We start from the raw sequence: 13,867 nt of genomic DNA on the forward strand, positions 1-13,867 counted from the left end.
TAAAAAAAGTTACTGACAAAACTGTCAGTAACTTTTTATTTTAAAATTAATAATTACAATACCGCAAGCATTGATGCAAGTACGCTGAAAAGCGTAAGAACAACCATGATAATCACAACGACCATGGTTACTTTTTGGAAAGTACTTTTTTGTGGTTTTTTATATGCCATAAGTTCCTCAATAAAAATATTTTTAACTAATTGTAACAAGAAAAAGAAGACTTTTCAATTAGTTTGGGTCTTTCTCCTTATTATTTTCTTTTGGAGTCAAAAATTTAGCAAATGGATCTTCCTTTTTTTCAGGAGAAGGAACGCTTTTTTTGTCATCATCAGTTACTAAATCAACAGTTGAGACGCCTAAATCGTCCATCATTTTATCAAAATCATCACGTTTTCTAAAAGTTAAGCCCATTGAGGTCTCCTTGAAATAAAATATTTAACAGTGCTCAAAAAGAGAAGAGCAATACTAGAACTATTTTACTACTTCATAGATAAAAAAGCTAGATATATGAAAAAACTTCTTGAAAAAATGCGATTAAAAGCTGATAAGACTTGCATTTCAAAACTATTTTAAGTATAATGATAAAGAACGGTAGTTTGCTTTATGCAGACTACCTATAATAAAACAAATTCCCCAAAGGAGACATTTTTAAAATGGCTAAAGAAGTATACGACCGTAGCAAACCACACGTTAATATTGGTACTATCGGACACGTTGACCATGGTAAAACTACCCTCTCAGCTGCAATCTCTAAAGTATTGTCTGACAAAGGTTACTCTAAAGCGACTGACTTCGCATCTATCGATGCTGCTCCAGAAGAACGCGAACGTGGTATCACAATCAACACTGCTCACATCGAGTACGAAACTGAAAAACGTCACTATGCCCACATCGACGCTCCAGGTCACGCGGACTACGTTAAAAATATGATCACTGGTGCTGCCCAAATGGACGGTGCAATCCTCGTTGTTGCTGCAACTGATGGACCAATGCCACAAACTCGTGAACACATCTTGCTTTCACGTCAAGTTGGTGTTAAATACCTTATCGTCTTCCTTAACAAGGCTGACCTTGTTGATGATGAAGAATTGATGGAACTCGTTGAAATGGAAGTTCGTGACCTCTTGAGCGAATACGACTTCCCAGGTGACGATATTCCTGTAATCGCTGGTTCAGCACTTGGTGCTTTGAACGGTGAACCACAATGGGTTGCTAAAGTTGAAGAATTGATGGACATCGTTGATGAATACATCCCAACTCCAGAACGCGACACTGACAAACCACTCCTTCTTCCAGTCGAAGACGTATTCTCTATCACTGGTCGTGGTACAGTTGCTTCAGGACGTATCGAACGTGGTACTGTTAAAGTTGGTGACGAAGTTGAAATCGTTGGTATCAAAGAAGAAACTAAAAAAGCTGTTGTTACTGGTATCGAAATGTTCCGTAAAACACTTACTGAAGGTCTTGCTGGTGATAACGTCGGTGCACTTCTCCGTGGTATTCAACGTGACGAAATCGAACGTGGTCAAGTTATTGCTAAACCAGGTTCAATCACTCCACACAAACTTTTCGAAGGTGAAGTTTACGTATTGAGCAAAGAAGAAGGCGGACGTCACACTCCATTCTTCGACAACTACCGTCCTCAATTCTACTTCCACACAACTGACGTTACTGGTTCAGTTAAACTTCCAGAAGGAACTGAAATGGTAATGCCTGGTGACAACGTGCATATCGACGTTGAATTGATCCACCCAGTTGCGATCGAACAAGGTACTACTTTCTCTATCCGTGAAGGTGGACGTACTGTTGGTTCAGGTATCGTTGCTGAAATCAAAGCTTAATTATAAATCTAAGCAAATTGGAGCTGTCATTTATGACAGTTCTTTTTTTTTTTAATTTTCTTAAAATAAAAACCCCCAAAAGGGGAGTTTTTTAAATTTCTGATTTTGTAAATACACCGCGGTCAACAAGTGCATCCATTTGGAAGTAAAATTTATTTTGAATCATTTCACTCGCATTTTTAAAAATATCAACATTTCGTAAACCGGATTTATCAGTAACTGAAAGTTTAAAACCACTTAAATCTGGATTAACAATAATTTTTAATAAAAATCCTTCGTTTGAATTTGGAACTTCTTCAAGAAGTCTTTTAAATTCAAAATTACCAATTTTAGTTTGAATAAAAGTTGTATCTTTTAAAGTGAATTTTTTAACAGTAGGCGCAAGTTGATAAACATATTTGCTACCTTCCAAATGTTTTTCGGTGATAAATGCCATTGTGAGTCTCCTAAATAAATTGTTTATTTTTTTAAAATAGAACTAAGTTTTTCAACGAAGAGATTAACTTCATCAATTGTATTCATTTCTGAAAAAGAAATACGTATGTTTTCTTTTAGTTTTTCAGAATTTTTCCCGTAAACAGCTTCAAGAACATGGGAAGGTTCGATTGTACCGGCTGTACAAGCAGAACCAGTTGAGATTGCGAAACCAGCTAAATCGAGTTTGGTCAAGAGCAAATCATGATTTTCATTCGGAAAAGCAAGATTTAGAACATGAGGCATACTTGGACCAAAATTATTTTTATAAAATGAAATCTTTTGTTCTTCTAGTTTAGTTAGTAAAGTTTCGTTAAGTTTTTCAACTGCTTGATAATTTGATTCAATACTTTCAAGGGCAAGTTCTAAGGCTTTAGCTAAACCAACAAGAGAATGGAGATTTTCTGTACCAGCCCGTCTTTTTTCTTCTTGTTCTCCTCCATGAATCAAAGCATCAAAATGTAGCTTTTCGTTATAGTACAAGAAGCCGACCCCTTTTGGTCCATGAAATTTGTGCGCTGATGCTGAGAGGAAATCAGCCGAAACATCCAGAGGATGCACTGAAATTTTTCCCATTACTTGAGTAGCATCAACATGAAAAACGGCTTGATGTTGCTTCAAGAGCTCTCCGACTTCCTTTACTGGAAGAAGTTGGCCTGTTTCATTATTAGCCCACATCATGCTGACTAAAATTGTATCAGGACGCAAGTTGTCTTCTATAAGTGAAGCTGGGAATGTTCCGTCTGCTTTTGGTTTTACAAAGCTAACATCAAATCCATAACGCTCATGAAGATATTGAACAGTATTTAGAACAGAAGGATGTTCAATAGCTGTTGTGATGATATGATTTCCTTTATCTTTATTAGCCAGTGCATAACCAATTAAGGCTTGGTTATTAGCTTCGCTAGCACCAGAAGTAAAAATGATATTGCGACTTGGAACTTCTAGAGCATTTGCCACAGTTTCACGGGCTTTACGAACAATCTGACTTGAAGCACGTCCGAGACTGTGAATACTAGAGGGGTTTCCAAAATTAGCGGATAAACTTTCTGAGATTGCGGTGATAACATCAGGAAGTAGAGGTGTTGTAGCAGCGTTATCTAAATATATAATTTGATTTTCCTACCTTTCATAGTAATTGCTGGATATTTTATAAGGAAATGATTTAATTCCATCAGGATTAAAAGTCCCCTTATCTGTAAGCTCTATTTTACCATTTTTTTATTCTTTTTATATGAAAAGCAATGAGATTATTCTTTAAATATCTTATAATCTTATTCAGATCAATTAATGTGATTTATTGATGGTATATTTCTAATAATAATTATATAATATTCTTAGGGAGGTTTTATTATGGTTGAAGAATATAAAAATATCTTAGTTGCAGTAGATGGTTCAGAACAAGCTTATGATGCCCTTCGTGAAGCGGTTGACACAGCAAAATTAAATCATTCACATCTTAAAATATTGTATGTTTTAAATGATAAGTTAGCAAATATTCCAGTGCATTTAGACACAATGACTTTGTATAAAAGTGTACAAGAGCATTCTGATTATGTTGTAGAGCAAGTTCAAGAGTATCTTAAAGGCACAGAAGTTGATTTTGAGATTGTACGTTTAACTGGCAGCCCTAAAAGAGAAATTATTAATTATGCAAACGAAAATAATATCGATTTAGTTGTAATTGGGTCAACTGGTCTTGATGCGATTGATCGTTTTATCATTGGTTCAACAACACAGTATATTGTTAACCATGCCTCTTGCAACGTAATGGTTATTAAATAAAGAAAAGAAAAAGTCGTCAATTGAGATGACTTTTATTTTATAAATTAATATATCAAAAATAAAAATACCAACTTAGTGTTGGTATTTTTCAATTGCTTAAAGTGTTTCTATAAGAATTCCTTTAATCTTGAGGTTTTTCATGTTCAAAAAGTGGAGAAACTGGGCGTCCTTCGTGGATACGAAGAATAGCACTGGCTAAGTATTCAGCTGCACTCAAATATTTTACGTTTAAAGGTTTGCGATGGTTTGTTACAACAGAATCTGTGACCAAAATTTCTTTGATATCTGCTTTTTCAAGAACATCAGCGGCTCCGCTAGTAAATAATCCGTGGCTGGCAACTGCATAAATTTCACTTGCTCCCGCTTCGCGTACAACATTTGCAGCGTTGGCAAAAGTGACCCCAGTGTTCAAAATATCATCGATAAGAATAACTTTTTTACCTGAAACATTACCGATAACATATCCGTTTTCACGGTTTTTGTCATCATCTTCATAGTCAACAATGGCAATTGCTGACTCTAAGTATTCAGCAAGTGAGCGTGCACGTTTAATCCCAGAATTTTTTGGTGCAACAACAATCACGTCATCACCAAATAATCCACTCTTACGGTAGTAGTCAGCAAAAAGTGGGACAGTAAACAAGTTGTCTACAGGGATATCAAAGAAACCTTGTACTTGGACAGCGTGAATATCGAGGGTTAATAAGCGGTCAGCTCCAGCTTTAACAATCATATCAGCAACTAATTTGGCTGTGATTGGTTCACGAGAAGTCGCAGTACGGTCTTGACGAGCATATCCAAAGTATGGGATAACAACATTAATTGTACGAGCAGAAGCACGTTTACATGCGTCAATCATGATTAGTAATTCCCAAAGGTGATCGTTAACAGGGCAGCTTGTTGATTGAACAATAAAGATGTCTTGACTACGGACACTTTCTTCCATGTTAATCATAATTTCACCGTCGGAAAACTGTTTTGAAGAAAGTTTTCCTAGAGGAACCCCTGTAAACTGGCTAATTTTCTCAGCAAGACCAGGGTTTGAGTTTAAGGCAAAAAGCTTTAAGTGTGAATCAGAGTAAACCACGATTTCTCTCCATTTTCTTTTATGAAATAATATAGTTCTATTTTAGCAAAATAATAGTGATTTTCATAGTCTATATCTGTAAATATCTTTGTGAATTAATCTGAAAATAAAATTTGAGAGTATTTTGAATAATTTTTTCAAGCAAAAAATTATTTCACAAACTTAAAATTCTAATAAATTACAAAAGCGCTTTAATGCTTGATGTATAAGCGATTGAAAACATTTTCAAAAAAACGAGAATGTAAAGTTTGTGAAAGTTCGTGCAAAGTCTTGCGTTTACAAAAGCGAAGTGTTACAATGGTTCTGTAAGGTTCGTGAAAGCTAAGTGTTACGAACAAATTATTTATTTTTAGGGGAATTAAAAATGAAAAAAACAAAAGTGATTTCACTTCTTGCAGTTTCAGTACTCTCAGTTTCTTTACTTGCCGCTTGTGGAAGTAATAACTCTTCAAGTAGCTCTGATAAAAAAACAGAACAATCATCAAAAGCAGAAGTTTTTGCTGGTGCAACTCAAGGAACAAACAACTTCTCTGATTTGCAAAAAGGCTTTGCTAAAAACGGAGCTTGGTTGAATGCAACTAAAGGAGATATGGATGCTTCTGGGAAAACTTTGACTGTTGAAGGTCTTTTCTTAGGTGACGGACAAGTCGCTCGTAAATTGGCAATCTACAATCAAGATAGCAGCCACAAAATTACTGACCGTTATACTTTGACAGTTGATAAAATTGAAGTGAAATCTCCTGGTTTCTATATTTCAAATGGTACTGTTAAAGGGAATGTTGATGTATTTGCAACTGGCTTCCACGGACAAACTGGTACAGGTGTTGAAGGACAAGCAACAATTGATGGTAACTTGACTTTTGCTAGCCAAGACCTTCTTGATGCTTACAATAAATTACCAGATGCTCAAAAAGTTAAAGTAACTGGTACAACTTCAGTTGTTAAAGGCGATGTTGTTTCATTCAAACCTGGTGGAATTACAGCTGGCGCTCACGGAAATGTAACTTATTCATTTGAAGGAAATGGTACAGATACAGAAACTGGGGCAACAACTGGTACTGCTGATGTTTCAGTATTGAAAAAAGCACTCGGTAAAAATGGTGCTTGGCTTGTAGCTACTAACGCTGATGTTGATGCTTCAGATAAAGACCTTACAATTGATGGTACTTTCCTCAATGAAAAATCAGCTGTTCAACGTACACTTGCAATGATTAAACAAAATGATCAACATCAAGTCACTAAATCTTATACTTTGACAGTTAAACGCTTGATTGTTAACTCACCTGCTTTCGATCTTGAAGGTGGTAATATCAAAGGTGACGTTTATGTCGGTAAAGATGCTTCAATTATGGCACGCGACATGAAAGGGACTGATGGTCAATCAATCCAATCTGAAATCACTGGAAATCTTTACTTTGCAACTCAAGAACAACTTGATACTTACAAAGCTCTTCCAGCTGCAAACCAATTTAAAGTCTCTGGCGAAGTTGCTGTAAAAGCCGCTAACTAATGAACTAAAAATTGTCTAAAAGGCTCTCTATGAGCCTTTTTTTCTTACTTAAAATATAGTATAATGGGACATACGTGTAGTTCTATACAAAAGTGAATCTGTCAGTAAAAATGTTACTGACAGAAAATAAAAAAGTTTTTGTCAGTGAAAAATTACTGACAAGAGGTTCAGTAATGACAGATTGATTTTTGTTTAGAAAAACATAAAGCTAAAATATATTACAAAAGCAGGAGACTGGACTGTTAGAGAAAGTTCATAGCATTTCAAGTCAAGGAGAAAAACATTGGCAAAAGAAACATTTTCAATCGAATTTGCAGGTCGGACATTAACTGTTGAAACAGGTCAAGTTGCAAAACAAGCAAATGGTGCTGTTGTTGTACGTTATGGAGATACAACTGTTTTAACAGCCGCTACAATGGGTAAAATGGCTACGGGTGATTTCTTCCCACTTCAAGTGAACTATGAAGAAAAAATGTATGCTGCTGGTAAATTCCCAGGAGGTTTCAACAAACGTGAGGCTCGTCCGTCGACTGATGCGACATTGACTGCTCGTTTAATTGACCGCCCAATTCGTCCTATGTTTGCGGAAGGTTTTCGTAATGAAGTTCAGGTAATTAATACTGTTCTTTCTTATGATGAAAATGCTTCTGGTCGTGTGGCAGCAATGTTTGGCTCTTCTTTAGCGCTTGCAATTTCTGATATTCCATTTGATGGACCAATTGCAGGTGTTGAAGTTGCTTATATTGATGGAGAATATATCATCAATCCAACTGTTGCGGAAAAAGAGGCATCAAGTTTGGAGCTCTCTGTTGCGGGAAATATCAACGCAATCAATATGGTTGAATCTGGGGCCAAGGAACTTTCAGAAGAAGTGATGCTTGGTGCACTTTTGGCAGGACATAATGCTGTTAAAGAATTAATTGAATTTCAAAATGAAATTGTTGCAAAAGTTGGAAAAGAAAAAGCTGAAGTTGAACTTTTGCATGTTGATGAAGATTTAAAAGCCGAAGTGATTGCAGCTTACAATTCAGATTTGCAAAAAGCAGTTCAAATTGAAGAAAAATTGGCGCGTGAATCTGCGACAAAAGCAGTTAAAGAGGCGATAATTTCTGTTTACAGTGCAAAATATGAGAACGATGAAAATCTATCAATCATTTTGCGTGATCTTACTGAAATTCTTGAAGGAATGGAACATGCGGAAGTTCGTCGCTTGATTACTGAAGATAAAATCCGTCCTGATGGACGTAAGATTGATGAAATTCGCCCGCTTGATGCTGAAATTGACTTTACCCCACGTAATATTACACATGGGACAGGTTTATTTACTCGTGGTCAAACCCAAGCTTTATCAACATTGACTTTGGCACCAATGAATGAAGCACAAATCATTGATGGTTTGAATGATGAATATAAAAAACGTTTTATGCATCATTATAATTTCCCACAGTATTCTGTTGGGGAAACAGGACGTTACGGGGCACCTGGACGTCGTGAAATTGGTCACGGAGCGCTCGGTGAACGTGCTTTAGAACAAGTATTGCCTTCTTTAGAGGAATTCCCTTATGCCATTCGTTTGGTCGCTGAAGTTTTAGAATCAAATGGTTCGTCATCACAAGCTTCAATCTGTGCAGGAACACTTGCACTGATGGCTGGTGGTGTACCAATCAAAGCACCAGTTGCTGGGATTGCGATGGGCTTGATTTCTGACGGAACAAATTATACTGTTTTGACAGATATTCAAGGGCTTGAAGACCATTTTGGTGATATGGACTTCAAGGTTGCGGGAACTCGTGACGGGATTACTGCGTTACAAATGGATATTAAAATTTCAGGAATTACACCAGAAATTCTTGCCGAAGCTCTTGCACAAGCAAAAACTGCACGTTTCCAAATTCTTGATGTAATTGAAGCAACAATTGCACAACCTCGTGAAGAGTTAGCACCTTCAGCACCTAAAATTGATACAATTACAATTCCTGTCGATAAGATTAAAGTTGTCATCGGTAAAGGTGGCGAGCAAATCGATAAAATTATTGCTGAAACGGGCGTAAAAATTGATATTGATGACGAAGGACTTTGTTCAATTTTCTCTTCTGACCAAGCAGCGATTGATCGTGCTAAAGAAATTATTGCTGAACTTGTTCGTGAAGCAAAAGTTGGTGAAATTTACGATGCAAAAGTGGTTCGTATCGAAAGTTTTGGTGCTTTTGTAAATCTATTTGGTAAGCAAGATGCAATGGTGCATATTTCTGAAATGGCTTGGGCTCGGACAGAAAATGTTGAAGATGTTGTGAAATTAGGTGACACTGTCAAAGTTAAAATCATGAAAATTGATGACAAGGGTCGTGTAGATGCATCAATGCGTGCTTTAGTTGAGAAACCAGAAGGTTATGTTGAACCTGAGCGTAAACCAAGAGAACGCCGTGAAAATGGTGACCGTCGCAAAGGTAACGGAAATAATAACCGCGGTAATGGTTTTGACCGTCGTAACAATGACCGTAAAAACCAGGGAAATAAAGCTGGAAACCACAGTTTTGAGCTCCGTGAACGTAAATCACATATTGATGAAGAGTTTCCAGAACTCTCAACTAAAAAACCAGAATAAGCTCAATCATAAAATGGAAAAGCTGTAAAAATAGACCTTGAAATAAAATAAAATTTACTGATGAAAATGCTAGTCTATCCAGAAGTCTTAGAGGGATAATGGATAGATGATAACCGAAATGTGATTATTCATGCTTGAATTCCTGTCAGTAAATTATTTGTTTATTTAGCTTATAAATAATCACTGACAGGTCTGTCAGCAAAAAAATATGTCAAATTATAATCTCAATCCAGAACTAGATGAACGTTTGCGAGTTTCATTAGCAAATCCAGGCTCATTTATGGAAGACCTCTCATTGGTCTATGCTTTTCATCAATTTCCAGTATTGGCACCAAAATCAGTTTTCTTTGTTCCGATTGAAGACCATAAGGCACTACCTGTTTTTACAACAGAAGAAGAACTTGAAGTTTTCCTGTCAGAACTGACAGACTTTGAGACGGAATGGGAATTGCACTCATTAATTGAAATTTTAGACCAATTAATGGAAACGGATATTGATATTTTAGCAATCAATCCTAAATTACCTCAAGATGAAGATAAAGGCAACACCGTTTACTTTGGGACACCAGAATTAATGCAATTTTTAGTTCATTATACTGAAATTTTGAATAAAGTTTTTAGTCCGGAAAATCTTGAGGCTGAACAAAGAGAAAAATATTATTTCGTTCCAGCTTTCGTCACAACAAGTGGTCAGAGAACTTTCCCTAATCTAATCAATCAGGACAATGAAGAATATCTTCCTTTGTTTGATAATTTAGATAGTTTGGCTAAATGGCACAATGAAGCCTACTTTAGTCAAGCCTTTAAGGAAAATAATGGACAAGTTCTACTTTTAAAAATTGATGAATTATTAAATGGAGAAGATGAAGCCATAAATGACTTAGGAAAAAGCCTAGGAATTACTGTAAATCCTTTGGACTACTCACAAGAAGAAGTTCAAAATTCAATGGTCACTTGGGAAGAATTAACAAGAGATTAAATCAATTGAAAGCTTGATTTAGTCAATTACACGTTTTTGAATCAACAAAGCCCACAATGCTTATGGTATAATTTACTATAAGTATTTTTTAACGAAGTAGGAAAAAATGAACGAAAAAAAGAAAGGTTTTTGGTCTGAAGCAATTCGAGTGACCAAAGAAAATGATCCGGCAGCTAGAACTGCCCTGGAAGTCTTTTTGACCTATCCAGGAGTAAAAGCTCTTGCAGCTCACCGAATTTCACATTTTCTTTGGCGTCATCATTTGAAACTTTTGGCTCGGATGCACTCACAATTTTGGCGATTTTGGACTCAAATTGAAATTCATCCAGGAGCAGAAATTGCCCATGGCGTCTTTATTGACCATGGTTCTGGATTAGTTATTGGTGAAACTGCCATTGTTGAAAAGGACGTCAAGCTTTATCATGGAGTTACCTTGGGGGGGACAGGAAAAGATAAAGGGAAACGTCATCCAACAATTAGACAAGGGGCATTAATTTCTGCCCATTCTCAACTTTTAGGTCCTATTGAAGTTGGAGAAAATGCAAAAGTAGGGGCGAGTGCTGTTGTGGTAACAGATGTTCCGCCAGAAGTAACTGTTGTTGGAATACCCGCAAAAGTTGTTCGAGTTAAAGGTAAAAAAGATGTCGAGCGCATCACAAGCCTTGAAGAAAAAAGAGAAGCAAGCTATCATTCATCACATTTGTGAGGAGAAATGAGAAGTGAAAAAGAGAAAAGTAGCCATTTATGAGGGACATTTACTTGCAACTTTAAAATCATTTACGGATGCTGTTATGTCTATCATTGCAACGATTATGGTTTTAGAAATTCCTTTACCAAAACTTATTGGCAATAATCAGTATGATTTTCGTGAAACAAGCAGCTCACTCATTATTTTCTTTGTGAGTTTTCTGGTTGTTGTTTCTTATTATTTTCAATTTAGTAAGTTCTTTGGACGCATAAAGAAAATAAGTGGTTGGCAGATTTTTGCTTATACAATTTTTCTCATGCTTGTCTCACTTTTTCCCTTTATGACCCAAATTGATAATGGAATTCATCCCGCATACTTCACAATCATCTATGTTTTATATATTATTGTGACCTCACGGTTTGCTTCTTTGATTATCAAATATACTTACCGCCTGAATGAAATAATAATTAGCAGACATCAGTCACGTAAACCTTGGGATTTGATTGTGATGTCTGCACTTGCTATTGTGATTTCGAGTATTGGATATCCTGCTTATACGGGGTTTCCATTGCTCTATTTACCAATACGTTCTCTTATCACCTCTATTGTTTATGATGAAGATTAAGAAGGAAATAGAATGAAAATATATAATACTTATAGTCGACAGCTAGAAGATTTTCAGCCGATTGAACCTGGAAAAGTAAAAATGTATGTCTGCGGACCGACCGTTTATAATTACATCCATGTGGGAAATGCTCGTTCTGTTGTTGCTTTTGATTTGGTTAGAAAATATTTGGAATTTCGAGGATTTCAAGTTCAATATATCTCTAATTTCACAGATGTTGATGATAAAATTATCAAGGCAGCAGCTAATGAAAATATCAGTACTAAAGAACTTTCTGAACGTTATATTGCTGCTTTTTATGAAGATACTGATGCTTTAAATGTTAAAAGAGCCAGTCAAAATCCGAAAGCAACAGAATTCATCGAAGCGATGATTGAGTTTATTCAAGAACTTGTGGATAAAGAATTTGCTTATGTTTCTCAAGGAGACGTATATTTCCGTGTATCTAAATCTAAAGATTACGCTAAATTAGCGAATAAAAATCTTGCAGATTTACTTGCGGGCGCTTCTGGACGTACTGATGAAGAAACAAAACTTAAAGAATCACCAGCCGATTTTGCTCTTTGGAAATCTGCGAAAGCTGATGAAGTTTCTTGGCAAGCGCCTTGGGGAGCTGGTCGTCCCGGCTGGCATATTGAATGTTCAGTCATGTCAACCTCATTATTAGGTGAAACAATTGACATTCATGGTGGAGGAGCAGATTTAGAATTTCCACACCATACAAATGAAATTGCACAATCTGAAGCAAAAACTGGGCAAAAGTTTGTTAATTATTGGATGCACAATGGATTCGTAAATGTTGACGGTGAAAAAATGTCTAAATCACTAGGCAATTTCACAACGGTTCATGAACTCCTTCAAGTAGTTAATCCACAAATTTTACGTTTCTTTTTAGCAACTACTCATTATAGAAGACCAGTCAATTTTACTGATGATGCACTGACAGAAGCTGAAAATAATATCAAAAAAATTGAAAATGCTTATCGTCATTTGGATGAGCAAGCTGAGTCTAATTTGTCAGCACTTACGACTTTCAGAAATGATTTTGTTGCTGCCATGGATGAAGATTTCAATATTGCCAATGGAATGACTGTTTTTTATGACTTTGTTTCTTGGGTTAATAAAGGAAACGGTGGGCCTGAGGTCAAAGATTTTTTTGACCAAGTTTTAGAAATTTTAGGGATTAAATTTAAATTTGAGCAAAGTTTGGACAGTGAAATTGAAGCCATGATTGAAGCAAGACAATTGGCACGAGAAGTCCGTGATTTTGCGAAGTCAGATGAAATTCGTGACGCTTTGAAAGCTCAAGGTATTGTTCTTGAAGATACAAAAGATGGGGTACGGTGGCATCGTGAATAAGCAACAAGCAGAACTTTTGAATGGTATTGCATTGGCCTATATTGGGGATGCGATTTATGAGGTCTTTGTGCGTGAGTACTTATTAGATAAAGGCCTGACAAAGCCCGCCATGCTTCAAAAAAATGCAACGAAATTTGTGTCAGCTAAAGCACAGGCAAAAATTATTTCTGCAATGGATGAAGTTGATTTTTTGACTGAATATGAATTGACTTATTTTAAAAGAGGGCGCAATGCTCATTCTAAAACGACGGCCAAAAATACCGATGTTGTTACTTACAGAATATCAACGGGTTTTGAAGCTGTTGTTGGAATTCTCCATTTAACGCAACAAAAAGAGCGACTTCAAGAATTTTGGGATTTTTGCCTTAAAACAATTGAAGCAGATCTGGTTTAAAGTTTATTAATTACAAAGATCAAAGTATTAAGCAAATTATTTTAAAAAAAGAAAAAAATCCGCTAGAATAGGTATGCAAAGATACAAAGAAAAAATCAGCGGAAAGAAGAAGAGATGTATAGAGTAGTTACAATGTACGGCACCGATGAACCATGGTGGTTCTTCGACGGCTGGAAAGAAGATATAGTTTCAGTAGATGAGTTTGATGATTTTTATAAAGCTTTAAAATGTTATAAAAAAGAATGGTTTGAAATGGCTGAGAATTTTAAAGAATTCACTAGCAAGTCTGGCTTGCAAACAGCATTTTGGAAAAACGGAGATGAAGAATGGTGTGAAGACTGTGTAGGTTATTTACAGCGCTATCACAGCATTGCTTTGTTGGAAGACTGGCATGCGATTCCGCTTGAGAAAAAGCGCTCAGGTTATAGTAAAAAATCTGGAGAACTCCCAGAACGTTTCTGTTCCATGAAAACTGAAAATTAAAAAATGAGAAAGTTTACTGACTGAGTAAGCTTTCTTT

Annotated in this window: 15 protein-coding genes; 10 read left to right on the plus strand and 5 right to left on the minus strand. The window is 36.1% G+C overall.

Annotated features, from left to right (window positions below; genetic code table 11):
* Positions 1-53 precede the first annotated feature (53 nt).
* The gene (locus tag IAE52_RS05170; protein ID WP_014570713.1) at positions 54-170 is read right to left on the minus strand and encodes a DUF4044 domain-containing protein; all 117 of its coding nucleotides are present in this window, start codon (positions 168-170) and stop codon (positions 54-56) included.
* A 58-nt stretch (positions 171-228) separates the two neighbouring features.
* A complete protein-coding gene (locus IAE52_RS05175) occupies positions 229-411 on the minus strand; it encodes an SPJ_0845 family protein (RefSeq protein WP_003132378.1) in 183 nt (60 codons plus the stop codon).
* A 242-nt stretch (positions 412-653) separates the two neighbouring features.
* On the opposite strand from IAE52_RS05175, the gene tuf reads away from it, so the two are divergent.
* Entirely contained in the window at positions 654-1,841 is a 1,188-nt protein-coding gene (gene tuf / locus IAE52_RS05180) for an elongation factor Tu (RefSeq protein ID WP_003132374.1), read from the plus strand.
* A gap of 91 nt (positions 1,842-1,932) precedes the next feature.
* Here the strand turns inward: tuf and IAE52_RS05185 are convergent, their stop codons facing one another.
* Both IAE52_RS05185 and IAE52_RS05190 read right to left on the minus strand, forming a co-directional pair.
* Complete coding sequence (locus tag IAE52_RS05185) at positions 1,933-2,277, minus strand: DUF1831 domain-containing protein (RefSeq protein WP_015427022.1); 345 nt, start codon at positions 2,275-2,277, stop codon at positions 1,933-1,935.
* 23 nt (positions 2,278-2,300) lie between these two features.
* On the minus strand, positions 2,301-3,428 hold the full coding sequence (locus tag IAE52_RS05190) for a cysteine desulfurase family protein (RefSeq protein WP_081213693.1): 1,128 nt from the start codon (positions 3,426-3,428) through the stop codon (positions 2,301-2,303).
* 240 nt (positions 3,429-3,668) lie between these two features.
* On the opposite strand from IAE52_RS05190, the gene IAE52_RS05195 reads away from it, so the two are divergent.
* Positions 3,669-4,100, plus strand: a complete 432-nt coding sequence (locus IAE52_RS05195) for a universal stress protein (RefSeq protein WP_010906170.1) — start codon at positions 3,669-3,671, stop codon at positions 4,098-4,100.
* A gap of 121 nt (positions 4,101-4,221) precedes the next feature.
* On the opposite strand, the gene IAE52_RS05200 is transcribed toward IAE52_RS05195, so the two are convergent.
* Entirely contained in the window at positions 4,222-5,187 is a 966-nt protein-coding gene (locus IAE52_RS05200; protein ID WP_012898422.1) for a ribose-phosphate diphosphokinase, read from the minus strand.
* Between the two features lie 364 nt (positions 5,188-5,551).
* Between IAE52_RS05200 and IAE52_RS05205 the strand changes: the two genes are divergently transcribed.
* The 8 genes from IAE52_RS05205 (at position 5,552) to IAE52_RS05240 (ending at position 13,830) form a co-directional block, all read left to right on the plus strand.
* Positions 5,552-6,697 (plus strand): hypothetical protein, encoded by a 1,146-nt coding sequence (locus IAE52_RS05205; protein ID WP_058206357.1) that lies wholly within the window; start codon positions 5,552-5,554, stop codon positions 6,695-6,697.
* A 283-nt stretch (positions 6,698-6,980) separates the two neighbouring features.
* A complete protein-coding gene (gene pnp, locus IAE52_RS05210; RefSeq protein ID WP_200136730.1) occupies positions 6,981-9,302 on the plus strand; it encodes a polyribonucleotide nucleotidyltransferase in 2,322 nt (773 codons plus the stop codon).
* A gap of 208 nt (positions 9,303-9,510) precedes the next feature.
* Entirely contained in the window at positions 9,511-10,281 is a 771-nt protein-coding gene (locus tag IAE52_RS05215; protein WP_012898420.1) for a hypothetical protein, read from the plus strand.
* 106 nt (positions 10,282-10,387) lie between these two features.
* Positions 10,388-10,987, plus strand: a complete 600-nt coding sequence (cysE, locus tag IAE52_RS05220; RefSeq protein ID WP_003132365.1) for a serine O-acetyltransferase — start codon at positions 10,388-10,390, stop codon at positions 10,985-10,987.
* Positions 10,988-11,000: 13 nt separating this feature from the next.
* Positions 11,001-11,594 carry a TMEM175 family protein gene (locus IAE52_RS05225; protein WP_033899857.1) on the plus strand — a complete coding sequence of 198 codons (594 nt, stop codon included), beginning with the start codon at positions 11,001-11,003 and terminating at the stop codon, positions 11,592-11,594.
* Positions 11,595-11,606: 12 nt separating this feature from the next.
* Positions 11,607-12,953, plus strand: a complete 1,347-nt coding sequence (gene cysS / locus IAE52_RS05230; protein WP_058206356.1) for a cysteine--tRNA ligase — start codon at positions 11,607-11,609, stop codon at positions 12,951-12,953.
* Positions 12,946-13,347, plus strand: a complete 402-nt coding sequence (locus tag IAE52_RS05235; RefSeq protein ID WP_021722593.1) for a Mini-ribonuclease 3 — start codon at positions 12,946-12,948, stop codon at positions 13,345-13,347. The genes cysS and IAE52_RS05235 overlap by 8 nt, the downstream gene beginning before the upstream one ends.
* 114 nt (positions 13,348-13,461) lie before the next feature.
* Complete coding sequence (locus IAE52_RS05240) at positions 13,462-13,830, plus strand: DUF1033 family protein (protein ID WP_012898417.1); 369 nt, start codon at positions 13,462-13,464, stop codon at positions 13,828-13,830.
* The last annotated feature ends 37 nt before the right edge of the window (positions 13,831-13,867 follow it).

This window comes from Lactococcus sp. S47 (assembly GCF_016517475.1).
GTDB classification, from domain to species: Bacteria; Bacillota; Bacilli; order Lactobacillales; family Streptococcaceae; genus Lactococcus; species Lactococcus lactis.